Annotated in this window: 24 protein-coding genes and 1 tRNA gene; 11 read left to right on the top strand and 14 right to left on the bottom strand. The window is 63.2% G+C overall.

Translation table 11 applies throughout. The features are described 5' to 3' along the window. Positions 1–37 precede the first annotated feature (37 nt). Together VBE63_RS14485 and VBE63_RS14480 are read right to left on the bottom strand one after the other, a co-directional pair. Positions 38–985: an alpha/beta fold hydrolase gene (locus tag VBE63_RS14485; protein WP_323683738.1), complete on the bottom strand. Its 948-nt coding sequence runs from the start codon at positions 983–985 to the stop codon at positions 38–40. A gap of 143 nt (positions 986–1,128) precedes the next feature. Next, positions 1,129–1,761: a heme-binding protein gene (locus VBE63_RS14480; RefSeq protein ID WP_323683737.1), complete on the bottom strand. Its 633-nt coding sequence runs from the start codon at positions 1,759–1,761 to the stop codon at positions 1,129–1,131. A 221-nt stretch (positions 1,762–1,982) separates the two neighbouring features. On the opposite strand from VBE63_RS14480, the gene VBE63_RS14475 reads away from it, so the two are divergent. The 5 genes from VBE63_RS14475 to VBE63_RS14455 all read left to right on the top strand — a co-directional run bounded on the left by VBE63_RS14475 (position 1,983) and on the right by VBE63_RS14455 (position 7,204). Beyond that, positions 1,983–3,032 carry a glycosyltransferase family 4 protein gene (locus VBE63_RS14475; RefSeq protein WP_323683736.1) on the top strand — a complete coding sequence of 350 codons (1,050 nt, stop codon included), beginning with the start codon at positions 1,983–1,985 and terminating at the stop codon, positions 3,030–3,032. Beyond that, complete coding sequence (locus VBE63_RS14470; protein WP_323683735.1) at positions 3,025–4,080, top strand: class I SAM-dependent methyltransferase; 1,056 nt, start codon at positions 3,025–3,027, stop codon at positions 4,078–4,080. Before VBE63_RS14475 ends, VBE63_RS14470 begins: the two co-directional genes overlap by 8 nt. A gap of 312 nt (positions 4,081–4,392) precedes the next feature. Next, on the top strand, positions 4,393–5,115 hold the full coding sequence (locus tag VBE63_RS14465) for a response regulator (RefSeq protein ID WP_323683734.1): 723 nt from the start codon (positions 4,393–4,395) through the stop codon (positions 5,113–5,115). A 20-nt stretch (positions 5,116–5,135) separates the two neighbouring features. Beyond that, positions 5,136–6,464, top strand: a complete 1,329-nt coding sequence (locus VBE63_RS14460; RefSeq protein ID WP_323683733.1) for an ATP-binding protein — start codon at positions 5,136–5,138, stop codon at positions 6,462–6,464. Between the two features lie 269 nt (positions 6,465–6,733). Beyond that, positions 6,734–7,204, top strand: a complete 471-nt coding sequence (locus VBE63_RS14455; protein WP_323683732.1) for a peroxiredoxin — start codon at positions 6,734–6,736, stop codon at positions 7,202–7,204. A gap of 82 nt (positions 7,205–7,286) precedes the next feature. Here VBE63_RS14455 and VBE63_RS14450 read toward each other — a convergent pair whose 3' ends face one another. Further along, positions 7,287–7,868, bottom strand: a complete 582-nt coding sequence (locus tag VBE63_RS14450) for a peptidylprolyl isomerase (protein WP_323683731.1) — start codon at positions 7,866–7,868, stop codon at positions 7,287–7,289. Between the two features lie 292 nt (positions 7,869–8,160). Further along, the gene (locus VBE63_RS14445) at positions 8,161–9,339 is read right to left on the bottom strand and encodes a PilT/PilU family type 4a pilus ATPase (protein WP_323683730.1); all 1,179 of its coding nucleotides are present in this window, start codon (positions 9,337–9,339) and stop codon (positions 8,161–8,163) included. Positions 9,340–9,454: 115 nt separating this feature from the next. On the opposite strand from VBE63_RS14445, the gene VBE63_RS14440 reads away from it, so the two are divergent. Beyond that, positions 9,455–9,913 carry a PilZ domain-containing protein gene (locus tag VBE63_RS14440; protein WP_323683729.1) on the top strand — a complete coding sequence of 153 codons (459 nt, stop codon included), beginning with the start codon at positions 9,455–9,457 and terminating at the stop codon, positions 9,911–9,913. On the opposite strand, the gene VBE63_RS14435 is transcribed toward VBE63_RS14440, so the two are convergent. Further along, positions 9,903–10,280 carry a DUF2782 domain-containing protein gene (locus VBE63_RS14435; protein WP_323683728.1) on the bottom strand — a complete coding sequence of 126 codons (378 nt, stop codon included), beginning with the start codon at positions 10,278–10,280 and terminating at the stop codon, positions 9,903–9,905. The genes VBE63_RS14440 and VBE63_RS14435 overlap by 11 nt on opposite strands. A gap of 107 nt (positions 10,281–10,387) precedes the next feature. On the opposite strand from VBE63_RS14435, the gene VBE63_RS14430 reads away from it, so the two are divergent. Together VBE63_RS14430 and VBE63_RS14425 are read left to right on the top strand one after the other, a co-directional pair. Beyond that, positions 10,388–12,457 carry a UvrD-helicase domain-containing protein gene (locus tag VBE63_RS14430; RefSeq protein WP_323683727.1) on the top strand — a complete coding sequence of 690 codons (2,070 nt, stop codon included), beginning with the start codon at positions 10,388–10,390 and terminating at the stop codon, positions 12,455–12,457. A 187-nt stretch (positions 12,458–12,644) separates the two neighbouring features. Continuing rightward, positions 12,645–12,721: transfer RNA gene (locus VBE63_RS14425), tRNA-Arg, on the top strand. Here VBE63_RS14425 and VBE63_RS14420 read toward each other — a convergent pair. Further along, complete coding sequence (locus VBE63_RS14420) at positions 12,692–14,896, bottom strand: peptidoglycan-binding domain-containing protein (protein ID WP_323683726.1); 2,205 nt, start codon at positions 14,894–14,896, stop codon at positions 12,692–12,694. The two genes, VBE63_RS14425 and VBE63_RS14420, sit on opposite strands and share 30 nt — an antisense overlap. Before the next feature lie 277 nt (positions 14,897–15,173). Between VBE63_RS14420 and VBE63_RS14415 the strand changes: the two genes are divergently transcribed. Then, the gene (locus VBE63_RS14415; RefSeq protein ID WP_323683725.1) at positions 15,174–15,668 is read left to right on the top strand and encodes a CDP-archaeol synthase; all 495 of its coding nucleotides are present in this window, start codon (positions 15,174–15,176) and stop codon (positions 15,666–15,668) included. Positions 15,669–15,846: 178 nt separating this feature from the next. Here the strand turns inward: VBE63_RS14415 and VBE63_RS14410 are convergent, their stop codons facing one another. After that, positions 15,847–16,803: a metallophosphoesterase gene (locus VBE63_RS14410; protein WP_323683724.1), complete on the bottom strand. Its 957-nt coding sequence runs from the start codon at positions 16,801–16,803 to the stop codon at positions 15,847–15,849. Between the two features lie 43 nt (positions 16,804–16,846). On the opposite strand from VBE63_RS14410, the gene VBE63_RS14405 reads away from it, so the two are divergent. Both VBE63_RS14405 and VBE63_RS14400 read left to right on the top strand, forming a co-directional pair. After that, entirely contained in the window at positions 16,847–16,987 is a 141-nt protein-coding gene (locus VBE63_RS14405; RefSeq protein ID WP_323683723.1) for a hypothetical protein, read from the top strand. Between the two features lie 163 nt (positions 16,988–17,150). Continuing rightward, positions 17,151–17,360 (top strand): DUF6447 family protein, encoded by a 210-nt coding sequence (locus tag VBE63_RS14400; RefSeq protein WP_323683722.1) that lies wholly within the window; start codon positions 17,151–17,153, stop codon positions 17,358–17,360. A gap of 261 nt (positions 17,361–17,621) precedes the next feature. Here VBE63_RS14400 and VBE63_RS14395 read toward each other — a convergent pair whose 3' ends face one another. From VBE63_RS14395 to VBE63_RS14365, 7 genes are all read right to left on the bottom strand, one after another. Further along, positions 17,622–19,457: a V-type ATP synthase subunit A gene (locus VBE63_RS14395; RefSeq protein WP_323683744.1), complete on the bottom strand. Its 1,836-nt coding sequence runs from the start codon at positions 19,455–19,457 to the stop codon at positions 17,622–17,624. Positions 19,458–19,710: 253 nt separating this feature from the next. Further along, positions 19,711–20,460, bottom strand: coding sequence for a hypothetical protein (locus VBE63_RS14390; RefSeq protein WP_323683721.1), 750 nt, complete (start codon positions 20,458–20,460; stop codon positions 19,711–19,713). Between the two features lie 218 nt (positions 20,461–20,678). Continuing rightward, positions 20,679–21,407 carry a hypothetical protein gene (locus tag VBE63_RS14385; protein WP_323683720.1) on the bottom strand — a complete coding sequence of 243 codons (729 nt, stop codon included), beginning with the start codon at positions 21,405–21,407 and terminating at the stop codon, positions 20,679–20,681. Between the two features lie 12 nt (positions 21,408–21,419). Continuing rightward, the gene (locus VBE63_RS14380; RefSeq protein ID WP_200240462.1) at positions 21,420–21,866 is read right to left on the bottom strand and encodes an ATP synthase subunit C; all 447 of its coding nucleotides are present in this window, start codon (positions 21,864–21,866) and stop codon (positions 21,420–21,422) included. Beyond that, a complete protein-coding gene (locus VBE63_RS14375) occupies positions 21,863–23,677 on the bottom strand; it encodes a V-type ATP synthase subunit I (RefSeq protein WP_323683719.1) in 1,815 nt (604 codons plus the stop codon). Before VBE63_RS14375 ends, VBE63_RS14380 begins: the two co-directional genes overlap by 4 nt. A gap of 1 nt (position 23,678) precedes the next feature. Beyond that, positions 23,679–24,284 carry a V-type ATP synthase subunit D gene (locus tag VBE63_RS14370; RefSeq protein WP_323683718.1) on the bottom strand — a complete coding sequence of 202 codons (606 nt, stop codon included), beginning with the start codon at positions 24,282–24,284 and terminating at the stop codon, positions 23,679–23,681. Positions 24,285–24,311: 27 nt separating this feature from the next. After that, positions 24,312–25,430, bottom strand: a 1,119-nt coding sequence (locus VBE63_RS14365; protein ID WP_323683717.1) for a V-type ATP synthase subunit B, incomplete at its 5' end; no start/stop codon positions are given.

The raw sequence follows: 25,430 nt of genomic DNA, 5'->3' as shown, positions 1-25,430 counted from the left end.
AGCAACCCCTGGCCAGCGCCAGCGGCCTGCGATGGGCTCATCCCTGCTCCGCCCAGAAGGCATCCAGTGCGGCCGTGCAATCCTCGGTGCGCTCCCATTGCGGGATGCCGAGCGTCGGCTCGATCCGCACCGCCTTCCAATTGCTGTGGCTTGCGACCAGATCCGGCAGCAGCTCAAAACCAACATTGGCGTCGCGATCGTAGAGCACTAACACCGGCAACTGCAGCTTGGCATAGAGGGTTTCGGTTGCCTGTCGCGTAAACAACTGACCGGCCAAGAAGTAGTAAGGCGCATGCCGCGCACCGGGCTGTTGCGAGGTGGCATAGGCGTAATCGACCATTGCCTCCGGCGGCGTGCCGACATAGCTACGCTGAAGGAAGTAGCGGATGCTTGGCCGCTTGGTGAGGAGCTGGTACAGCCCTTGACCGAGCCCCGGCAAGGTGAAGACGCTGTGCATGGCGCGTCCGACACTGCCGGAGGGCAGCTTGCGCGCGCTAAAGCCGGTCGGCGAGAGCAGGCTCAGCGTCAGGAAGCGCTCGCTCGCGCTCAATGCAGCACGCGCCGCGAACTCACTGCTCAGCGAGAAGGCGATCACATCGGCCGGCGCCTGCACCACGTTGGTCAGGAAAGCGACGATCGCGTTGGCATAAAGCTCGGGCGAGTAGGACCGGTTGCTGCGATCAGAGAAGCCAAAACCTGGGAGTTCTGGCACAAAGACCCGCCGCGTGGCCCGGTAATGGTCGAAGAGCGGCTTCATCTCGAATGCGCTCGGGGCCGCGTTGATGCTGTGCAGCAGCACTAGAGGGCGGCCATCTTCGGGGCCACCCACGTAGTAACTGATCTCTTTCAGGTGCGCGGTCGCGAAGCGATCACGCGTCGCCTCCAGGGCATCGGGCAGATCGACCTGTCGACGCATGAGTGCAGTGTCGGCTTTCGCCTGTGTGTCAAAGCCGAAATCGAGACGGTTGCCCGTGACTGCGGACATGGGATTCACCTAATGATTGGGTAGCGGACATTCTCAGGGATGAACGATTGCCCCTGACTGGATTGGAAGCACAAGACGACCTCGGACATCGAGGCACTGCTGCGCTCGCAGTCGCTCAGAGGTCGGTGGCTCGGTTCAGTCGCTCAATCTGGGCCAATCGCGGTTGGACCCGGGTCAGCGACCTCGACCAGGACCTCATTGCGGCGCAAGGGTCCGGGCACAAAGGGTGCATTGTAGCGCGCGAAGATCGGCTCGCCGATCACCGATTGCCCAGAGGCGTAAATTGCATTGAGCAGCTCGGCCTCGTGCTTGCGGTAGCGATCCTCTCCCCAGCCGCCTCGGTAGCGCTTGACGGCCATCAACCGCGACGGCACAAGCTGCAGCACAACGCGATCATCGACCGGTGCTGGCAGGTAAGACATCGGGTACTCCTTCGGCATTACGAATTGCACCAGCCAGTTAGGCTCGGAGCCCCCGCGCTGAGCCCCATCAGCGAGCGGCTGCTGGTTTACCGGCGCCATCATCGGTAGGTTGCGCCCGCCGTTGTTGCCCCCTTGGATGTAATGCACCAGCGGCTCAAATGCCTGCGCGCTGGCCGTCTCGAACTCGGCCATCACCTGCACCTGCGCCACGTTAAAGGCTGTGTAACGGCGCAGCTCGAAGCCATCGCCCTCAGCGACCACCTCGAAATCGGGCTCCGGCAGCGAGATCAGCGCGATGGCGATCATGACCAGCGGGATCAGCGCCGCAAGCGCAATCAGCGTTTTGCGTTTCATAACAGGACTCGAAGGGAACCGATGAGCAGGTTGACCGCCGATTCAACCATGTCGCTTGGGTGCGTGCGTTGTCCATCGTCAAACGCCCGCGGCTGCAGGCAGGCCATGCAAGGTCTCCGCTGCTATCATCAGTCCCTGTTGCAAACCTCATCGCCGCGCTGGTGACCCCTGTCCTCAGCTTTGCCATCAGGCTGTTGAGCCAGGGCTGACCCGCCATTTCCATGCCCCTAGCACCGCTCCGATTCCTGATCCCCGGCGATCTCCTCGCTCCTACCGGCGGCTATCGCTATGACCGACGCCTGATCGCCGGCCTCCGCGCACAGGGCAAGCAGGTTGCGGTCGCCGCCCTAGACGCAAGCTTTCCTCGGCCCAGCGCAACAGCGCGCGCCGATGCCACAGCCAAGCTGAAGGCCGTTCCCGACGACCACCAGGTAGTGATCGACGGGCTTGCACTCGGCGTGATCCCGGAGGTCGTCGGCGCCGAGCGTGAGCGCTTGCGCCTCATTGGTCTGGTGCATCATCCATTGGCTGATGAAACGGGCCTCAGCACAGCGCAACGCGCGGCCCTGCAGGCATCCGAAAGCGCGGCGCTAGCCGCCATGCGCAAGCTGGTCGTCACCAGTGCCGCGACCGCTCGCTGTCTTGCCCAGATGGGCATTGCTGCAGAGCAGGTCGCGGTCATCGAGCCGGGGACCGATCCGGCACCCCTAGCCCGCCGTGCCGGGCGAGATCCACTTCGACTCCTCTGTGTCGGCGCCTTGATCCCGCGCAAGGGGCATCGGTACCTGATCGAGGCCTTGGCGAGGGTACGGGACCGGCCTTGGCGCCTCGACCTCATCGGCAGCCTCGAGGCCGACCCAGCCACGGCTGCCAGCATCCAGGCCCAGATTGGACGGCTTGGACTTGGAGAACGCATGGTGCTGCACGGCGCAGTCGATGATTCAATGCTCGAGGCGGCCTATCAGCAGGCTGACCTGTTCGTACTGCCAAGCCTGTTCGAGGGTTACGGGATGGCCTTTAGCGAGGCCCTAGCCCATGGGTTGCCAATACTCGGCTGTGATGCGGGCGCGGTGGCCGATACCGTGCCGTCGAGTGCGGGCTTATTGGTTGCGCCCAGATCGAGCGCCGCGCTCGCCGCTGGCCTGCGCCTGTTGCTGAGCGATCGTCGCGCGCGCCTCAGACTCATGGCCGGTGCCGAGCGGGCAAGGGCGCAACTGCCAGACTGGCCGAGCCAAATCCAACGTTGGGCGGACCTTCTCGCGCATGTCTGAGTTCAACGCCGACTGGCTGCAGCTGCGTGAAGCGGCCGATGAGCGCGCGCGGGCGAGCCCGCTTAATCCTGCTCTCGCTGAATGGAACGCGGACGATGCCAGTCATCCAGAGCCACGGCTCATCGAGATCCTTGATCTTGGCGCCGGCACTGGCGCAAATCTCCGCTACTTGGCTCCACGGCTTGGCCGCGGGCAGCGTTGGCGTTGCATCGACCAGAATCCCCAGCTGCTCGCACAGCTGACCGGACGCTCCGCAGACTGGGCCCATCGCCATGGCTATCAGGTCGATCTCGACACCAGGGGGCTGAGATCCACAGGAGCAGCGCTACAGCTGGCGGGACCGGACTGGGACGCCTTGGCATACATCGAACAGCGGGATCTCGCCACCGCGCGTCATCCGGAAAACGCCTTGCGACCGGAGCCGCGAGTGCACTCAAGGCTGCTGTCCTTGCCAGCACAGGGGCTGATTACCGCTTCGGCCTTGCTCGACCTGGTCTCGGCGGACTGGCTTGCTAGCCTTGTTGAGCGCTGCCGCAGGGCCGACTGTGCGCTGTTTTTTGCGCTAAGCTACGACGGACGAGCGGCACTCAGGCCATCTAACCCAGCAGATCAAGCCATCATCGCCCTGGTCAATCGGCATCAGCGTGGCGATAAAGGCTTTGGGCCAGCGTTGGGTCCAACCGCGGCCGCGGTTGCCGAGACGCTGCTGGCGGCGGCCGGTTACGGGTATCAGGGCGCGCGCACTGATTGGCAGATCGGCGCGGACGAGCCTGAGCTGCAAAGGGCGTTGATTGCAGGCTGGCTCGAGGCTGCACGCGAGCTGGCACCACCTGAAGCCCGCGCGAAACTGCGCGCCTGGCAACGCGAGCGGCAGGCCCAGATCGAGGCCGGGGTACTCGCGATCCAGGTAGGTCATCGCGATCTGCTCGCCTTTCCGCCGGGCTCAGAAAAAAAACGGTCGCCGCGACGGGGTGTGCACCCATCGAGGCGACCGAAGAGGCTTGCTGCCCAGAAACTCGCTGATCAAAAACCTGTGGCCAAAGACTGACCCTGAATCCATCGCTTCATCTTTCGGGTTGGCGCCGCTCGATGGGTGTCTTGCGGTCGTTATGTAAGACCAGCCCGACCAAGAATCCCCCGCTCACCACGGCGAAGAGAAGACCCCCGATCGTTAATGCATCGAAACACATACGGCTACCTCCGTTTCGCTTATCAGGAAAGACAATTCGGAGCCATGCCTCAAACTCCAAAGGTTAAAATGCAGTATCGCCGCAGTGAACAACCAGGGTATTTCAGCATATACTGATGCTGTAACAGTTTGTAACAACGACACCAGGGCCGCAGAAGCCCGGAGCCGGTCATGAACAGCGACGATGTCAGTGCGAAGACGCAGGTGCTCGTCGTCGACGACGACGCCTCGTTGCGTGAATTGCTGGAGAACTACCTGCAGCGCGAGGGCTTTAAGGTTAGCGGCGTCGCCGATGGATCCGCGATGTTTGAGTGGCTCAGTGAGGCCGAGACGGACATCATCATCCTGGATCTCATGCTGCCCGGCGATGATGGGCTAACGCTGGCCCGGCGCCTACGCCAGCAAACGCAGGTGCCGATCATCATGCTGTCCGCACGCGGGGATGAGATCGACCGCATCGTCGGTCTTGAGGTAGGTGCTGATGATTACCTGTCAAAGCCGTTCAACCCGCGTGAGCTACTGGCGCGGATTCGCGCAGTGTTACGCCGACCGGCTCAACATCATGGCGATGGCCATGGGGCAGCCCACATCAGCTTCGGCCCCTATCGGCTCGAGCTGGCCAGTCGGCGATTGCTGCGCAACGGCGAGAGCGTCTCGCTGACCGGCAGCGAATTCGATCTCCTGCGCATCTTCGCCGAGCATCCGAATCGGGTCCTGGATCGCGACCGACTGCTGGATCTCCTAAAGGGCTACGAGCGTAACCCTTTCGACCGCAGTATCGACGTTCAGGTCGCCCGCCTGCGGGCCAAGATCGAGCCAGACAAAAAGGCGCCCTGTTACATTCGCACGGTCTGGGGGCGCGGCTATATCTTCACGCCCATGGGCGAAGTCTAGGCGGCTGCCGATCGACGCACATGCGCCTGCGCCCCGAATCACTCTTCGCGCGGGTGCTACTGACCCTGGTGCTGAGCTTCGGTAGCTTTGCCCTAATCACCTTCGGCTCGATGGTCTATTACGTGCTCTACCCAGTGGTCCAGCGCTCGACCGCCGATCTGGCCGCGTTCATGGAGCTGTCCGCGCGCACCCTTGCCCTGCTGCCTGAACCTGCCCAGCAGGACTACCAGACCAGGCTGCTCGGCGAGTATCAGGTCCGCCTCCTGAGTGGCTCACAGCCACCACAGGACCTCGACGACTATTTCTATCCCTACGTGATGCGACTCAGTCAAGCGCTCAGCCAGCGATTGGGCCGCCCGGTCCGCATGCAGAGCAACCTGATCGACGGCCGGCGCTGGTTCTGGATCGATCTAGAGACCTCTTCAGGCACGATCTGGGCCGGCATCCCACGCGATCGCATCGGCACCCGGCCGATGATCGGCGTGGTGGTCCTTTGCGCCCTCGCCGTGCTGCTCGTCGTCCTGACCGCCGCCTTGCTGGCGCGACGCGTCACCGCGCCCCTGACGCGGCTCTCTCAAGCCGCGGAGGAGGTTGCCAAGGGGCGCTCCCCCGAACCATTGGCCGAGACTGGGCCACGTGAGCTGGCCAACCTGGCGCGCCAGTTCAACGAGACCAGCCAGCAGGTCAAAGAGCTCCTTGCAGATCGCACTGTGCTCTTGGCTGGGATCTCGCATGATCTGCGCACCCCGCTGACCCGACTGCGACTCGCGCTCGAGATGTTGCCAGAGGAGATCGATCCCGCCCTCACCACCCGCATGCGCCGCGATATCGAAGAGATGAGCGCGCAGATTGGTCAGGCCGTCGAACTGGGCGGCACCCTTGGCGCCGGTGCCCGCGAGCCCGAAGACCTGACCAAGCTCATCAGCGAGGTGGTCGGTAGCCGACCACGCATCCTCTGGTATCCGCTGGGGCGCTGCATCCACTCGGTCAATGCGCTGGCCCTGCGGCGCATCCTCGGCAACCTGATCGAGAACGCGCTGCGCTACAGCGGCGATACCGTTGAGGTCCGCCTCGACTGCCGACATGAGACCCCAGCGCTGTTCGTGCTCGACCGTGGCCCTGGCATCCCGGACGACGACCGCGAGGCCGTCTTCCGCCCCTTCTACCGGCTCGAGCGCTCGCGCAACCGCAACACTGGCGGCTCCGGCCTCGGGCTTGCCGTTGCTCGCCAACTCGCCGTCGCCAACGAGATGGAGATTGAGCTCAGCGATCGTGATGGCGGCGGTCTCATCGCCAGCATTCGGCTTCCAACAGCGCGTGCAGGCGACGACACCGACCCTCTGCACTGAGGGTGGCAGGCCTCATCGCGCTTTTCATCAAGCTTGGCGCCAACTCCAATGCGAGCGACGGCCAGCCGCCTGCCTGAGCCAGCCAAGAGAAGCGCACAGGATGCGACAGAGTTGACGACGTCGGCCAAGCCCCCTAGATTCCGCCAACAGAGGCAACCCGAGCCTGCGCCCAAGCGACCAAAGCCCAGGCGCAGCCAAAGTCCCTTATCGCCGACCCACGATGCCACCGGAACGCCCTGAAAGAGGCGACCGCCAGAGGAGATCAGAAGATGCTGCAAGCAGGTGATCGAGCCCCCGAGTTCACACTGCCGGACGCGGATATGGAGCGCGTCAAGAGCACCGACCTGCTGCGCGAGGGCCGCATCGTGCTCTGCTTCTACCCGAAAGACGACACCCCCGGATGCACTAAAGAAGCACTGGAGTTCACCGATCTACAGCCCGAATTCGAGGCCTGCGGCGCCACCATCGTCGGCATCAGCCGCGACACCTGCGCCAGCCACGGCGCCTTCCGGGACAAATACGGCCTCACCATGCGCCTGCTCGCTGACACCGATGGCGAGGTCTGCCAGGCTTATGCGGTGCTGAGAGAAAAAGAAAAAAACGGCCAGCGCCGCTTAGGCATCCTGCGCACCACCTTTGTCATCGGCCAGGATGGGATCATTCAGCATGCGCTCTATGATGTCGTACCTAAAGGGCATGCGCAGCGGGTGTTAGAGCTGCTGCGCGATGCCTCGGCCTAGGAGCCGCCGTTCATCCACCGAATCCGGGTGCCTCGCTCGCTACAGCGGCCTCGGTGGTACAGCAGCCCATGCTGCACTGGGCCTAGAGCAGGCGGCAGTCGCTCATCATCACCTCGGTCTTGGTCCGGCCTTGGCGTGAGCCCTGCTCCTCCATCGCCTCAACCACCTCCATACCCGAAGTCACCTTGCCAAAGACCACATGGCGGCCGTCCAGCCAGGGCGTGGGTGCAACCGTGATGAAGAACTGCGAGCCGTTGGTGTTCGGGCCGGCATTGGCCATCGAAAGCAATCCTGTTTCGCTGTGCTTGAGCTCAAAATTCTCATCATCGAACTTGCCTCCGTAGATCGACTTGCCGCCGCTGCCATTGCCATGGGTAAAGTCGCCACCCTGGATCATGAAACCAGGGATGATGCGATGGAACGGGCTCCCGGCATAGCGCATCTCATCGCCCTCCTCGCCACGACAGAGCAGGCGGAAGTTCTCAGCCGTCTTCGGCACCACATCGGCGAACAGCTCCGCCTCGATCGTGCCGGCCGGCTCGCCGCCGATGGTCACATCCATCGCCACCTTGGGGTTCTCGGCCAGCACGAGGCTGCTGCCTAACGCCAGCAGGGCTCCGAGTGCGATAGCCGGTTGAGCGTGATGGATCTTGAATGAAAGCATGGTCTCTCTCCTCATCTAGGTTCTAGGTCTTGGCTTGGAACGGCCAGCATCATGGCTGGTCAACAGAGTCCAACCTTGCGGTTGATGAACACAGGCAGAGGTTACAGCAAGTGCCAGATTCAGGCCGGGTGGCGACGCAGACTCGGGGCGGCCAAGGCACCTGAAGCCATCGACAATCCACGGCAAAGACGACCGAGCGATCACCCGAAATTGATCCGCGCTTCCGGTAGGGCTTGAAATCCATGCAGGCCTCGCTGCGGTTGAAGCGCGTGCTCCCTGGGAGCGCGGACGATTAAGGCCCGGGCTCTGGGCGCTGCTCAGCGGGCAGAGCACCATCCTCTAGGATCGAAAGCCCCTGGTCATCGCCGAGCGCCTCAGCCGCGGTCGCCCCCTTGCCCTCAAGCTTGATGCGCAGGCGCAGCTCATTCATCGAATCGGCGCTGCGCAGCGCGTCTTCGTAGCTGATCAGGCCGGCCTCGTAGAGATCGAACAAGGCCATGTCGAAGGTCTGCATGCCCAGCTCCTTCGAGCGTTGCATGACGGCCTTGATCTCATGCACCTTGCCCTTGAAGACCAAATCCTGGATCAACGGCGAGTTAATCATGATCTCGATCGCCGCGACCCGCCCGCCGCCCACCTTAGGCAGCAGACGCTGGGAGATGATCGCGCGCAGATTCAGCGACAGATCCATCAGTAGCTGCGCGCGACGCTCCTCGGGAAAGAGGTTGATGATGCGGTCCAGGGCTTGGTTTGCACTGTTGGCATGCAGGGTCGAGAGGCAGAGATGGCCGGTCTCGGAAAAATTGATCGCGTGCTCCATGGTCTCGCGCGCGCGGATCTCGCCGATCAGGATCACATCCGGCGCCTGGCGCAGGGTATTGACCAAGGCTTGATCCCAGGATTCGGTATCCACGCCGACCTCGCGCTGGGTCATTAGGCAGTGCTGATGCGCGTGGACGAACTCGACCGGGTCCTCGATAGTGATGATGTGACCATAGGTCTCGCGGTTACGATGACCCAGCATCGCCGCCAGTGTGGTCGACTTACCGGAGCCGGTCCCACCCACCACCAGGATCAGGCCGCGCTTGGAGAGCACCAGCTCGGGCAAGATCGGCGGCAGACCGAGCTGCTCAGCGGTTGGAATCTCGGTCGGGATGGTGCGCAGCACCAGGCCTGGATGCCCTTGCTGAACGAAGGCATTGACGCGAAAGCGACCGATACCAGGCGGGCTGATGGCGAAGTTACATTCCTTGGTCGCGTCGAATTGACGTACCTGCTGGTCGTTCATGATCGAGCGCACTAGGAGCGCTGCCTGCTCCGGCTTCAGCCCCTGCTGACTCAAGGGTGTCAGTTTGCCGTCAAGCTTGCAGGCGGGAGGAAACCCGGCCGAGATGAACAGGTCCGAGCCCTTGCGCGCGAGCATGGTACGCAGGCAGTCGAGCACGAACTTGGCGGCTTGTTGACGGTCCATAAGCGGTCTCTGCGAGATGCGGTCGATCAGCGAACGGCGGGCATGATGCGGGACACCGCAGCATCGGTGCGATGCCGGTCTGCGGCAATACCAACCTTGGGACGATGGTCATGCAGTGGTCATCGAAGTTGAACTTGATGGTAAAGTTAAACGTCTAAGATCGCGCATTAACAATAGAAAGATAGAAAACAGGAGAGGACTGATGCTAGGGGAAAGACGCTTTTACGCACGACAGGGTCTCGATCTGCCGGTCTATATCCGTTACCACAAGCGCCCATTCCGGACCGCGACGGCTCGCAGCGTGTCGGAGAACGGTATGCTTTTATCTGTCAAGTCGCTCACCCTTCCTGCAGGAACCGCGATCGAGCTTGAACTGCACGCACTGGGCAAACGCTGGCTGCTGCCCGCGATCGTGATCCATGGTGACAACAGTGGCATCGCAGTCATGTTCGGCGCTCCTCAAAACGACCTGTTCAACGAGTTGAGCCATGAGACCAATACCGCGATGCCGCCCGTCATCGGTGCAGAGAGCGGCAAGTCGCAACCGCTAGCCGGCATCAGCCCTACCAACTGAAGAGTAGCCACTGCGGCACCGCCAAATCAGGTGCTCGCCGTTCTTCGACATCGAGGACACCGTCGCCGTTGGAATCGAGCAAGAAATAGGGCGGTCCGACGGTGGGCTGGATCTTGACCATATAGACTTGCCCCCGAACCCGATACTCGTAGACCATGCCTTCATCGGTCTCGGTGATGGTGACCTCCGGCGCGCTCGTGCTATCGCCGGCATAACGACCAGGGATCGAAGGCACCTCGGGCGCGGAGAGGAAGCCGCCAGCGTCATTCTGCGCGAGTAAGGCTGCGGGTGCGCTGGCTAGGCCGAGCAAGAGTAAGGCCGCGAGGCCATGACGGGCGGGGGTCGAATTCGATGCTGACGCTGACATAGACCTCGGGCTCGATACGAACAATGTGACCTAGTTTAGCTCGATGCGGCTACCAGCGCCCAACGGTCTGTGCGGCTCACCCTGCCCCTATTCCACCGGAGTGATCGATGAAAGGCCTCAACCCACGGCAGATCGAGGCCGTGCGCTATTGTCAGGGTCCGCTGCTGGTGATCGCCTGTGCCGGCTCCGGCAAGACCAGGGTGATCACTCACAAGATCGCGCATCTGATCGGCGAGCGCGGGGTCGCCGCGCGTGCCATCGTCGCGCTGACCTTCACCAACAAGGCCGCACGCGAGATGAAGACACGCGTCGGACACCGAGTGAAGGGCCGCGCTGGCCATGGGCTGCGGGTCTCGACCTTCCACACCTTTGGTCTCGAGCTGCTGCGGCGTGAGACCCAGTACAGCAACCTGCGCCCTGGCTTCTCGCTGGTTGACCCTCAGGACGGCGAGCAGATCCTCAAAGAGCATCTGCGTGAAGCCGGCTTGGATGAGGCCATCAGTCCGGCTGCGGCTTTGACGCGGATCTCACATTGGAAGAACGCGATGGTTGACCCAGCCCGGGCGGAAAGTGTCGCCGAAGACCGCTTCGAGGCCGGCCTAGCGCAGCTTTATGGCCGTTACGAACGCAGCCTGGCCGCCTACAACGCGGTCGATTTCGACGACCTGATCCTGCATCCGGTGCGCTTGCTGCGCGAGGTGCCGGCGGTGCGCGAGTACTGGCAAGGGCGCATCCGCCATCTCCTGGTCGATGAGTATCAAGATACCAACAGTGCTCAGTACGAGCTGGTGAAGCTCCTCGTGGGCCCTGACGGCGCCTTCACTGTCGTTGGTGATGATGATCAATCCATCTACGCCTGGCGTGGCGCGCGGCCGGAGAATCTAGCGCGGCTCAAGGACGACTTCCCACTACTCAAGGTGATCATGCTGGAGCAGAACTACCGTTCATCCGGACGCATCCTCAATCTGGCCAACGGGCTGATCGCCAACAACCCGCACCTGTTCGAGAAACAACTCTGGAGCGCGCTTGATCCTGGCGAGCGCGCACGCGTACTAGAGTGCCGCGACGAGACTCATGAGGCCGAGCGCGTCGCCGCCGAGATCCTGCACGGCCATCAGACCAAGGGCCGTGCCTATGGCGACTACGCCATCCTCTATCGCGGAAATCATCAGGCGCGCCCGTTCGAGCAGGCGCTGCGAACGCTGAATATCCCTTATTTCCTCTCTGGCGGCACTGCCTTCTTCGCCCGCACCGAGGTCAAGGATGTGATGGCCTATCTGCGCCTGCTCGCTAATCCAGACGATGACGCCGCCTTCTTGCGCATCATCAACGTACCGCGCCGCGAGATCGGCCCCGGGACGCTCGAAAAACTCGCGACGGTTGCCGCCCAACGCCGGACTAGCCTATTCAACGCCTGTGCCGATCTTGCGCTAGCCGAGCATCTGACGGAGCGCCAGCGACGACGCCTGGCCGACTTCAAGGCCTGGATCGCCCATTATCAGCAACGCGTCAGCTCCGACCCGATCGGCGCTGTCCGTGCCCTCGTGGATCAGAGCGACTATCGCGGTTGGCTCAAGGACAGCAGCTCAAGCCTGAGGGTGGCCGAGCGGCGCATCGAAAACGTTCAAGCCCTGATCGGCTGGCTCGAGGCGCTGAACAAAGGCGCCTTACAGGAGGGTGCCCTGCAGGAGGGTAACCTAAAGGAGGGCGCCTTAAAGGAGAGCCCCTTAAAGGGGGGCAGCCTGCCGGAGATGGTCGCCCATCTGACGTTGATGGATGTGCTTGAGCGCCAAGACGAGGAAGAAGGTGGCGACCGGGTCGCATTGATGACCTTGCACGCCGCCAAGGGGCTCGAGTTCCCGGAGGTCTTCCTCGTTGGCATGGAAGAAGAGCTACTGCCGCACCGCAACAGCATTGAGGACGACAACATCGAGGAGGAGCGGCGGCTGGCCTATGTCGGCATCACCCGCGCGCGCAATCGGCTCAACCTCAGCCTCGCGCGCCATCGCCGCCGCTATGGTGAGCAGGTGCTCTGCGAGCCGAGTCGCTTCCTTGATGAGCTACCAAAGGCCGATCTCTACCAGGTCGACCAAGAGCCGGTTGACGAGGCAGAGCGCCGCGAGCGCGGCAAGGCGCAACTTTCGGCACTGAAAGCATTGCTGGCACGCCCAAGCTGAGCAGGCCGCCAGGCGACAACACAAGCGCCCATCGCGTCTCTGACGGGCGCGTTGCCGCCAGACAGGGGCACTCAAGCTGGCAACGGAGCAGCCATGGACGACGGCGATTGATCGCGCTATCCTTACACCTCTCAAGCGATGACATATCGCTGACATTCCCCTCTTATGGAATGCCCATTCCCAACAGGCGCCCGTAGCTCAGCTGGATAGAGTACTGCCCTCCGAAGGCAGGGGTCACAGGTTCGAATCCTGTCGGGCGCGCCAGAAAATCAGACGCTGAGTGACGTCCTGACGCTGCTGCAGAAGCCCGATGAGATTGATGGCGTCATCCTTGGTCGGGATCTGACACTGTGCGGGCTGCTCGGCATGGGCGGCTGAGTCATGCGCGGGCAGCAGTGATTGTGGTCCGGTCGGCACAAAGAAGATTTCAGGCCCTATGGGTGGCAGGCCCAGCGCCGCGGCGGTGGCTGCATCAAGCCGGCCTTGAGTCGGCAGCAGCCCATTGTGCAACTGGAACCGGTCCAGTGCGGCCAGGGTTAGCTTTCCGACGATCCCATCAAAGTGCTGGCGCTTGGCCTGCTGCTGCCCACCGACTTGGGTCTGCAGTCCCTGCTCGGCCAGGGCCTGCTGCAGCTTGATGATGTATGGCCGTGATGCGCGCCGATGGCTTTTGAGCAACTGTCTGATCGTCAAGAGATCGAGGGCCCGGGACAAGGCCGCCTGCTGACCCGACTGGAGCGCCGCGTACTGCGCGAGACGCTGATCATAGAGCTCCAAGGCGACGCGCTCGGCGGGCATCAGCCGATCAGCGAATGCAGGATCGTCTGGCTCGCCCTTGCCAACGAGCTCGCGAAAGGCGGCAAGCGCCTGAGCCAGGGCAGGACTGCCGGCAGCAAGCTCCGTCACTTTCGGGTCCATGACACCCAGATGCTGCAGCGCCATCACGGCAGATGCTGGCAGGAGCGCCAGGGGTTCGGTCTCTCCGAGAGCGATGAGTTCGGCGAGGCGAGCCTTGTAGGCCTGCATTTCCTCGGCATCAAGCGGCGCGGTCAGCAGCTTTTCGGGCAGCAGCACACGGCCACCAGCGGGGTTGCGAAACTCAACCCGCTTTGGGACCTCGTCGTCCTTGAGTGTCCAGCCAGCCATGTCGCCGCCATTGAGTGGAAAGCCGACGCCGTACTTGGCGCGCACCATCGCCGGCTGGCTGCGGGCCTTGACCCGCCTGGATAACGCCTGCAGAAACTCAGCCCAGGTATAAGGATCGGTTCTCGCGCTGGCGTTGCGATAGAACATCCCCGGATTTCCGGTCACGATGGGCGAATCGGCCGGTAGGCCCCATTCCGCTGAGCGCGACTCGAAAGGCGCCAGATCTGGTAACGAAAGGCGGCCATAGCCAGGTGATGGGCGCGCATGCTGACCGGCTGAATCGGGCCGCACACTCGGCCGGGCGCGCTTGGTGTCGCCGGCATCGGGCATGAGGCTGCGTCTGGGAAAAAGCTGCTGTGGGGCGTTCAGAAGACCGTTTGAGGTCATCGATGACTCGGCGGCTCGAGCCGATGCCGGGCGCAACAACAGCCTGGGTCTGGATGTTGGAAGTTGCGACCCAGCGCCTTCCAGAACGGCAAGGCCCGGCCTGTTGGCATCTAACTCCGGCGCCGACGACTTGACGCTGAGCGTATGCCTGGCTTCTCCTCGAGCCAACGCCAAGACCTGTCTGCCTCGGGTTTCGCCGAGAAAATGGAACAGATAGTCTTCTTCGGGCGATTGAGCGCCAGAATCAACGCTCAAATAATGCTTGGCGAAGGCCAATACCGTGAAATTGTGTCTCAACAACTGCAGCTGTTTATCATCCGCATCACGATGCCCATCGACCGTCTCTTGGATGATGCTGCGTACCTGTGCATCGTTGAACGGCCCTGCCCCTAGATCCAACCACTCGCGGCCTTGACTTGGGTCTGCCGCGCTTGCAGCCAGCAGGTCTTCACCATAGCGCTTGATGATCAGGAAAAAGGTGTTCGGGATAAACTGCCAAACACCCGTCGCCGAGCCCAAACGCCCGTTATCCAAGGTCGGTCGGACGAAGTCATTCCAGGTTCCGGCGCTCTCGAACTCACCTGTCGCCAAGACCTGCCCCAAGGGCTTGCCTGTCCGCTCAGAGACCTCCAGCAAACTGAGCAGTTGCTGCGGCGAGATGTCTTGGGCGCGATCATAATCGCGTGCCCGGCGAGCAGCTTCGGCTTGATAGGCAGCGATTAACCTCGCCTCTGACTCATGATCCGAGTCTGCATCGGCGTCATGCTTCAACCCTGCTTCCTCTGCAGCACCGGCTTCTACAACACGGCCTTCTTCAATACCCGCTTCTGCAACACTGGCGTCATCAGCCTGAGCAGCGCAAGCAAACCCCATGGCCAATAGCCCGGCAGCAAGTCTTCGCGCCAAGCCAAGCGGCTGTTTGAAAAAACAAAGGACCAAGTAACGCATGTCGACACAAGACCTGCTGAGCCTGCCCTAGAGTGTAGAGAACCAGAGACCAAAGACCAAGGTGAACACCCGGCGCCGCATTGGGCCTATCGTCAGGCGTCAGGCGTCAGGCGATCGGCTCTATTTGCTCCAGGTGAGGTTATAACGCACGCCTGTTGTTGTGACCCGCGATCAAGCCATCACTTGGCTTATACTGATTGCTCATTACTCCAGCCGCAATCCCGCATCGTATTCGATGGATCTGTCCAGGCTATCGACAGACCTGCTATTCGTCGCGCTGATCACGGTTGCAAATGGCGCTCCTTGGCTACTTGGGCGTTGCTTTGGCGTAGATCAGGCGCGACCGGTAGACGCTGGCCTGCGATTCGCAGATGGCCGGCCGTTGCTCGGCCCCTCCAAGACTTGGCGCGGGCTCGCGGCGGCGATGATCGCAACACCGATATTCGCGCTGCTCATGGGCTGGCCCGTCTGGCTGGGCCTTGCCGTCGGCGGCGCGGCGATGATCGGCGACCTGCTGGCGAGCTTCCTGAAACGCCGGCTCGGTCTCGCATCAAGCACTAGCGCACCCGGACTCGATCAGATTCCGGAGGCCTTGTTGCCGGTGCTGGTCGCCACCTTCTGGCTAGATTTGGACTGGTTTGATCTCGGGCTTGTGGTCTGGATCTTTCTGATCGGTCACCTGCTGGTGACCCATCTGATTCCGAGGCTACTGCGCTCTGACTCCTACTAGCACGAAGGCTGAGCCTGCCGAGGCTACTTAGAGACTGCCCAGGAAGGGCAGTCTCTAAGCCTGGTGTTGCAACTCCAGCCTTGTGTTCCAAGTTGAACGCGATGGTTGAAGCCAGTACCGCTACTGTTGGAGTCACTGTAACTGCCCCAGCCCACCAGGGCCATCTGAGACCCCCTTGCTAGATCGGGGCGGCCAGCTCATGCAGGGTGATCTCCGGCAGACAGTTGAGGCGCGCCGCGACCACCGATGAGCCGGTCCCCATCGAGGTGTAGCCGACCATCTCGCCATGTCGCCAAGCCCCTGCGGCGAGGCGCCGCGGACAGCGGGCATCCCAAAACACAGCGATCTGCCCAGGTAGGCAGATCTGGCCACCATGGGTATGGCCAGAGAGCATCGCGGCAAAACCGGCATAGGCCGCATGCAGGTAGATCTCCGGAGTATGCGAGAGCAGCAGCGCGGCGGCACCCTCGGGAATCTGAGCGGCAACCTTGTCGATGTTATGCACCTGGTAATAATGCGCATCATCGATGCCGGCGAGATACAGCCGCTGACCATCACGCTCGATCACCAGAGTCTCGTTCAACAGGACCTGGATCTGCATCGCCTCCAAGCCCGGCACCAGACGGATGCTGTCGTGGTTACCCAATACCGCGTAGACCGGGCCTTGCAGTTGGGTGCGGATGCTGGCCATGCCGGAAAGCGCCTCATCAATGGGGCCGTAGGTCTTGGCGCGATAATCGCCGGTCAGCACGCAGAGATCATAGCTGAGCCCCTGCAGGCGCTCGGCGATGGCGGCGGTGATGCGCCGATCCAGATCGGTATGCAGATCGCTCAGATGCAGGATGCGCAGGCCGACGAAGGCTTCCGGCAGGCCGCGGACCAGCAGGCGATGCGGCTGAATACGGATCTTGCGCGTGTTCTCCTGCGCCCGCTGATACAGGCCCACCAGCCGCAGCGCGTGGCGGATAAAGCCATGCACCGAGTACCAGTTCTCCGGATAGAAGAAATGCGCGCCAGGGCGAGTGAAGGCAAAGGCGTCTTGCTCCTGTTCCAGGCCGAGCCGCCGGCGCAGATGGGTGCGGCCGATGCGCGGGATCAGGGCTTCGAGCTCGGGGGGTAGGTGTGTGGTGATCATCGATGCCATTGCCTCTGTAACAACAGATCTGGAGCACTACCCCTTGATCTTCACCGCGCCACTGTTCATGCTGCTGATCAAGGCCTGGCGCGGTGCCGAAGCCGTGATCACGGGCGCCTCAAGCCAAGTCGTCGATCTAGTGCCAACGGGCCGCAGGTCACCGATCAATCACCGGCGCCCCTGAGACTCGATGCACGCCCGCTCGAGCCCCTGACGCCAATGTCTGACACCCTTCAGTCTCGCGCGTCTCAGTCTGCGCCGAGGCCGATTCCAAATGGCCATCCCGCCTGGCTAGGTCCGAGACCCACCCTTGCCACCCAACCATTGAACCTCAATAGGAGTCCCCAATGACCGACCAACCCCAAACCCTGACCATCGACGGCATCGAGTACCACCTCGCCGACCTCGGCGACGCCGCCCGACAGCAGGTGACCAACCTGCGCGTCTGCGATCAAGAGATCCAACGCCTGCAGCAACAGCTCGCCATCGCCCAGACCGCGCGGGCTGCCTATGCCAACGCGCTCAAGGGCAAGTTGCCCAAAAGCGCCGCGCATTGAGGAATGACCATGACCGAGTGGTCCACCGGCTACGTTGCCGACATCGGCTACACCTAACGGCGACTACACCGAGCTCGGTAGTGCTCTAGATCTGTTGTTTTACCAATTAAATTCTTGATTAATAAAGATTAAATATTATTCAACAACAGATTTGGATCACTACCCAACCCAGCGACTGGGCCGCACAAACCTGGCAACTGCAGCACAACCAAGGCCAGCGGCTGATCCAAGGTGCCATCAGCACTCGTTTGCAGCGCTACTTCAAGCGCTGGCGTCCTCAGCAGACGTCATAGGCAACGCCACCTCATCCGCCAAGTTGGCGATCTCGCTTAGCAGCCGATTGTAATCCGGACTCTCGGGCGCGGCATAGTTGAAGTTCTTGAACAGGCCGGTGAGCTTGATAAAAAACTCGCGCGCGGCACCTTTGCCGTCGAAGTCATACTCGCGATGCACCAGTTCGTAGACGCGCTCGAAGGTCATCTGCTGACGCTCGATTGGCACTGAGGCATCGACCTTGTCGAAGGCGTCCTGCTGCAGAAAGACCATGTCGACGAACAGCGCCTTCTGATAGATCAGATAGTCGGCCAGGGTCACGCCTTCCTCGCCGGTGACCTGCATCATCTGCTGCACGCGGTCGCCTTGGCGCAGCAGCTCCTGAATGCGCTTGACCCGCGTGACCCAGCTCGGATCGATGTGCGCGCCGTACCAGTCGGCAAGCTGGTCGAGGTAGCGTGACCAGGAGATCAGCGGATCGATGGCCGGGTAGAAGCGCTTGTAGGCGCGGTCATAAGACAACCCCAAGAAGGTCTTGACCGTGCTCAGCGTCGACTGGGTGACCGGTTCCTCGAAGTTGCCACCGGCCGGCGAGACGGAGCCAATCATGGTCAGGCTGCCGTGGCTGCCGTCGGCGGTGCGAAACACGCCGGCGCGCTCGTAGACGCTGCGGATCGAGGAGTCGAGATAGGCCGGGAAGGCCTCCTCGCCCGGGATCTCCTCAAGCCGACCCGAGGTCTCGCGCATCGCCTGCGCCCAGCGTGAGGTCGAGTCGGCCAGCAGCAGCACCTGATAGCCCATCTGGCGGTAGTACTCGCCGAGGGTGATGCCGGTGTAGATCGAGGCCTCGCGCGCGGCGACCGGCATCGAGGAGGTGTTGCAGACGATGATGGTGCGGTCCATCAGCGAGCCGCCGGTCATCGGATCGGTCAGGCCGGGGAACTCGGTCAGGGTCTCGACCACCTCGCCAGCACGCTCGCCGCAAGCGACCACGATGACGATATCGACCGACGAATGCTTGGCGATCAGATGCTGCAGCACGGTCTTGCCGGCGCCGAATGGCCCAGGGATGCAGCCGGTGCCGCCGCGGGCGATCGGGAAGAAGGTATCCACCAGACGGATGGTGGTGATCATCGGTTCGGACGGATACAGCCGCTCGATGGCGCGGGTGCGTAGCATGCGCTCGGTGAGCGGGCGCCGGACTGGCCAGCGCCGGGTCAGATCCAGTGAGCGCTCCAGGCCATGCTGATCGCGGATGCGCACCACCGGGGTGTCGACGGTGACGCTGCCCTCGCGAATCCAGGTCACCTCGACCTCGCCGAGCTGGTCGAAGGGCACCATGATCTTGTGCGAGAAGGTGCCTTCTTGCACGGTGCCGAGCACGCCACCGGCCTTGAGCTTGGCCCCAGCCTGCACGCGCGGCACGAACGACCATTTCTTGCCCTGATCCAGCGCTGGCAGCTCGACCCCGCGCGGCAGGAAGGTGCCATGGCGCACGGCCAGACTCTCGAGCGGATTCTGCAGGCCATCGTAGACCTGACCGAGCAGGCCGGGGCCGAGCGTGACCGAGAGCAGGTCACCGCTTTGTACCACCGGATCGCCGATCGAGACCCCGGCGGTGTCCTCGAACACCTGCACATCGGCGAAGCGACCGCGCACCCGCAGCACCTCAGCCTTGAGCCGTTCTTGGACGCCGCTTTCGGAGGGGCGACGCGGCGCGATATAAACCACCTCGTTCTTCACCAACGGCAGCGGCGCGCCCTCGTCGCTGCCGCCCTCGATGGTGACCAGCGATTCCTGCACCGCGACCACGCGTGTTGGCACCGGTGCTGGATGCGAGCCCGAGGCTGGGCCCGAGCCGGATGTCGTTTGCGCGGTCTCCGGCGATTGCTCAACCGCAGCCGCAGCCGCTCTGTGATCAGCCACAATCAGCATCCTCTCAGTGATTCAGTCATCTTGGTCCACTCGCCACTCGCCACTCGCCACTCGCGCACCAAGCGTTACCGTGAAATAAGCGCCTAATGGTCCAAGATTGGGGCGCACCATGGACGTTAGCAGCCGCATCGAGCAAACACACTCATGCAGCGTTCTCGGCGAGCAGCGTCTCGAGTGCGTCGAGTCCAGGTCCGAGCCCGGTTTGGCGCTCAGCAGAGCGCCCCTCATGGAGTCCAGCTTCGACCAGGTGATCAAAGCGTTCCAGCGCTGCGTTGGCATCGTAACGGGTCCAGCGGGCGACGAGATCCCAGCAGGCGACATAGGCCACGACCGCCTCGAAATCGAACGTATGTTCGGCGCCGATGCGCTCGAGATGTGCCCAGACGGTGCCCAGCAGCAGACGCTCCAAGCCCAAGGCATCATCGCGCTCGAGCAGGCGCTTGGCCTCCGGCAGCCAGGGAAAGACCCGCTCTAGGCGAAAATGCGGCTCGCCCCAATGGCGCCGGATCAGTGGCACCCAGCGGCCAAAGCCCCAGCGCCGCCGCTCGGAGGGCGCGATGCCGCCCGCATGCCGATGGCGCAGCGCGGCAACCAGGGTGCGCATCTCCAGCCGCCAGATCACCAACTCGCGGACGAAGGCGTTGTGGATCTCGGCGATGTCCTGCTCGGCCTGACGTACCAGGGCTTCGTCATCGATCTCGAAGCGCTGATCCTTCCAGGCGATCAGTGCCTCAAACTTGGCGAGATCCTCGGCATCCTCGGGCTCGAGCCAGCGCAGCCGCATCTCTAGACGCAGCCTTGAAAGCGGCGTCTGCTTGGCGCCGAACAGCGGCCCGTGCGCGGGCAGCGAGGTCAGCAGCGTGAGATAGCGGTCGTTCGGTGCCATCGCCATCGTTTAGCGCAGGCCTGCCATTGACAAAGTAGCGGTTCGCCCTGGAGCGACGCGGTTCGCAGCCGTCAGCGTCTTGCCCTTTGTACCGAACGCGGAACTCAATGCTCGCCGCACGACCAAGCTAACCTTCGAACCGACCGCTGGGCTTAACGCCAGGCTCGCCGATGAGTTGGCCCTGGCCATTGGGGTGATTGCTGACGTGAACTCTGGGCTGGCCATCACTTAACGGTACCTTCCAGGATCGCCCGGAAGCGCGGCTGCAGATGGGCCAGGATCAGCTCGGCGACCTTCTCGTCGCTGAGATCGATCTCGATCTGCTTGTTGCGCAGCCGGATGCGAATGCCATGGGCCTCGTCGTCGGAAACCTGAAAGTTGACACCTTCCTCGAGCACCTCGGAGGCCACCGCCAGCACGAAGTGAGAGAGCGAGCCCTCGCGCAGCTCGAGCGGATTGCGGCGCAGCTCTTCGATGCCGATCAGCTCGCGTGGCAGCACGATCTCGACCGCGTCGCCGGGCTCGATGCCGGCCTCGTCGCGACCGCGCCGCGCCACCTCCAGGATCAACCGCTGCAGGAATTCCTCGCGCTCGAGCTCGGTGGTGATCAGCCGCCGAACCTTTTCACTGATGGCGCCGGTCAGCACCGCCGTCATCCGCAGCACGGTATCGCGCATCGCTAGGCGCAGGGCGTCTTCGCCGGCGGTCTTGAGCGCCGCGGCTTCCTTTTGTGCATCGGCGATCAGGCGCTCGGCCTCGGCCTCGGCCTCGGCGCGGATGCGCGCGGCTTGTTGCCGTGCCTCCTGCTCGATCCGGGCCGCCTCGGCTCGGCCTTTGGCGACGCCCTCATCGCGCAGGCGTCGGATCAGGGCGTCGACCCCGGCCGAGGTCGCGCTCGCTGGGGGGATCTCGCGGGCGGTGTCGCGGGCCGTCTCACGCTTGGGCTCAGTCATCGGGATTACCACTTAGGCCGGAATGTTGCCAGCAAGCACCAGCGCGAAGACGAAGACGAAGACCGAGAAGCCTTCGACGATGGCCGCTGGCGCCAGCGACAGGCCAAAGATCTCCGGTTTCACCTTCATCGCCTGGATCGCCGAGGCGCAGGCGCGACCCTGCAGCACACTGGCATAGAGCAGTGCGATACCGGCCAGCAGGCCGATGCCGAAAAGGCCAGGTGCGGCCGTGTCGGTGACCTCACGTTGTAGCGTGAACATGATCACGATGCCGTAGATGACGCCGGTCGAGGGCATCACCGAGACACCGAGATAGCGGCCATGGCCGGACTCGGTATCGACCATGGCGCCAATCGCGGCCTGCCCGGCTATAGCGCAGCCGATGATGCTGCCGATGGCGCCGAGCGCCAGGGCGCCGTACATGCCTGCCCAGCCGAGCGCGACAACCAACTGGTTCATTCGATGATCTCCGTTTTCTTGAAGGGTCGGAAGGGATAGCCCTCGCCGGACAATGCCCAATTGTAGAATTCGATGTAGTTCAATCGCAGGCCGTGCACCACGCCGCTGACCAGCCCCAGTGCCAGATTCAGGCTGTGCCCGATCAGTAGCAGCAGGATCTGCAGCAGCAGCCCCAGGCCCGGGACATCGGCATCGACCTGCACGGCCAGATCATTGAAGGTCAGCGCTAACGAGGCCGAGGCGAGGCCGAGCGCGAACAGCCGCAGGTAGGAGAGCGTGTCGCCGAAGATCTTGGTCACCTGCGACAGCGCCAGCAGACCGTCGAGGACGCGCATCAGCACCGAGCCGAGGCCGGTAATCGGCCGCGCACTGCTGCCAAAGAACACCATCGCGAGGCCGATCCCAATCCCGCCGTAGCCGACCAGTTCGATGGTTGCGGCCTGTGCCGGTGGGGCCAGGGTCAGCCCAAGCCAGAGCCCGAAACCGCTCAGCGCGACCAGGCTCCAGCCGATCGGCGCCAGGGCTTGCAGTCGCGGCCAGAGGTTGCCGACCCGCACCAGGTTGGCCAGTACCAGATGCAGCACGCCGATGCCGACCGAGAGCCGCATCATGCTGTCGAAATCCTGGATATCGAGCAGGTGCAGTTGCGCGGGCAGGCTGCCAGGCGGCGGCGCCACCCCGAAGTAGCTACCGACCAGCACACCCCAGGCGAAGGAGGTTGCGGCGATGCTGCTCGCGAGCACGCGGAAGCGACGTCCCTTGGTCGAGCTGCCGAGCTTACGCCAGAACAGCAGCAGCCCGAGGCCGAGCAGGGCCGCGTAGCCGGCATCCGAGAGGATCATCGCGAAGAACAGCGCGAACGAGAAGAACAGGATGCGGCTGGGATCGAAGCTGTCGTAGGCCGGCATCTGGTAGAAGCCGACCAGATCCTCGCCGGCGCCGAGCGGCTCCGGGTTGGTCAGTAAGGTGGGCGGCGCGTCGCCTGGCGCGGGGTCTTCGATCAGCAGCGCCAGCCCCTGTTCGGCGGCAAGGGCCTCGACCGCTGGCACCTGCGGCACGCCGACCCAGCCTTGCACCGCGAACAGACCATCAGCGTCTAGGGTCAGACTCTGCGCATGGGTGAGCACGGCCTGATCCTCGGCGCGGGCGAAGTGCTTGCTGAGCAGGTAGATCCAGCGCGTCAGGGCGCGCCGATCGGCTTCCAGCGCTTCCAGCTCCAGCTCGGCCGCCTCGAGCTGCTGCTCGACCTGGCTCAGCGACAGGGCGCCGGTGTGGGTGCGCGGCACCGGCAGCGCGTCGGCCGGCGGCTCCTCAGGTGCGATCACGACCAAGAACGCCTCGCGGTTGTCTTGGTGTACCACCTGCCAGGCTAGCTCCAGGCCCTCGAGTTCCTTCAGTCGTCGCAACGGCAGCGTATAGAACCAGAGCTTTTCGCCGGCCAGCGCCTCGCCCGGCGGCAGACTGAAGTCGCCCCAGGGCGCAAGATCCTTGGCGCGCTGGGCGAGGGCGTCGCGACGGTCGAGGGTGGCACGGATCTGATCCTTGTTGGCGAGCACCGATCTGATCGTCGTGGCCAAGTCGAAGTCGGCTTCGTTATGGACCTGGCGCCGCTTTTCCGGCTCATCGACGAGATAGCGCAACGCCTGTCGCGCCTCGACCGCATGCTCCGGTGGCAGCGTTTCCGGCTGTGATGAGGTGGGCGCGAGCGGCACCAGATGCAGGCAGCCGAGCGCCTGCAGCCGGTCCATCACGGCCTGCTTTTGATCTTGGCTGCCGACCAGCGACAGCCGCTTCAGTGGCTCGATGGCCATCTTAGCCTAGCCCCTCCGCGGCACGTTTCTTCTTGGCGATCTTCGAGCGCACCACGGCGGCGCGCTCGGCATCGGAGAGCGCGATGCGGATGCGCTTGATGTTGGCGCGGGTGCGCGGGATCAGCACCTTATCGAACAGGTTCACGCGCTGGGTGACGGTGCGCACGGCCTGGTCCAGCAGCGCCAACCGTTGGTCGGCCAGCAGCAGCTCGATGCGCAGCCGCAGCGCCTCGCGCAGTTTATCAACCAGTGGCTCGATCCAGTGCGGCTTCGACAGATAACCATAGGGCCGCACCGCGATCTTCAGCTCGGCCAGTGTCGGCAGCCAGGTGCCCATGCGGTTCTCGCGCCCAAGCTCGACCTGTTCGACCCGCACCAGCTGGCTCAGATCAATCTCCTCGATGGCCAGCATCGGCAGGGTCTCGGCGACGCGCTGCCGCACCGCCTCAAGCTCGGCCACAAGCTCGCGCTGCTCGGCCTGCGCCCGCGCCCGCTCGCCCATCAGCTGCTTGCGTTTCATATCCAGCGAGGGCAGGAACTGCTGATAGCTCTTCAGCTGCTGCGACTGCTGCGACAGCGAGGATTTGCTCAGCGAGACCTTAGCCATGATGCACTAACCACTAACCCGCGCTGCTCAGGCCGCTTCACGCGGGAAGTATTTATCGATCAGCTGTTGCTTCATCAGCAGCTCCTCCGGATCGAAGCACTCGGCCATGGTCTGCCAGCAGAGATCCAGCGCCTGCTCCAGCGGCAGGCTGACATTGATGTCCATGAACCGCTCCCGAAACAGGTCGCCGAAGCGCAGCAGCTTCTCATCGAAGTCGCTCAGCTCAAAGGCCATCGCCTGCTTCTGCTGCGCATCCTTGGCGCCGGAGTAGAAGCGGATCATGGTGTTCATGACCTGGCCGTGATCCTCGCGCGTGACCTTGCCGATCACATGCTGCTTCAGGCGCGACAGGCTACCGAATGGATCGAGCACACCATCATGCAGATAGAACTGGCCCTCGGTGATGTAGCCGGTGTTATCCGGCACCGGATGAGTGACATCGCCGCCCGGCATGGTAGTCACGGTGAGGATGGTCAGCGAGCCGCCTTCGCGATAGTCAGCGGCCTTCTCGTAGCGGCGCGCGAGCTGCGAGTAGAGATCGCCCATGTAGCCACGGTTGGAGGGCACCGCTTCCATGGCGATGCCGACCTCCTTCATGGCGTCGGCGTAGGCGGTCATATCGGTCAGCAGCACCAGCACGCGCTTGCCTTCCTCGAGCGCGAACTTCTCGGCCACCGCCAAAGCCATGTCCGGCACCAGCAGGCGCTCGACCACCGGGTCGGCGGAGAGGTTCACGAACATCACCGTGCGCGCGAAGATGCCGGCATCCTCGAACTGGCGGCGGAAGAAATAGTAGTCGTCGAAGATCAGCCCGAGGCCGCCGAAGACGATGATGTCGGCATCCGCCTGCACGCCGATGCGCGCCAGCAGTTGGTTGTAAGGCTCGCCGGCGACCGAGAAGATCGGGATCTTCTGGCTCTCGACCAGCGCATTGAAGACGTCGATCATCGGCACATCGGTGCGGATCATCTTCGACGCCAGCAGCCGCCGCGCCGGATTCACCGAGGGGCCACCGGTCGGAATCTTGGGCTCGTCATCCAGATCAGGGCCGGCATCGAGCAGGCCGCCATCGCCGCGAAAGACGCGGCCGAGGATGTTCGTCGAGTAGCTCGCGCGCATGGCATGACCGAGGAACTGCACGGTCGA

The sequence above is a fragment of the Lamprobacter sp. genome (assembly GCF_034860625.1).
In the GTDB taxonomy this organism is placed as follows: domain Bacteria; phylum Pseudomonadota; class Gammaproteobacteria; order Chromatiales; family Chromatiaceae; genus Lamprobacter.
Note: the sequence above shows the minus strand (reverse complement) of the source record. Positions and strands in the feature narration are given on the sequence as shown.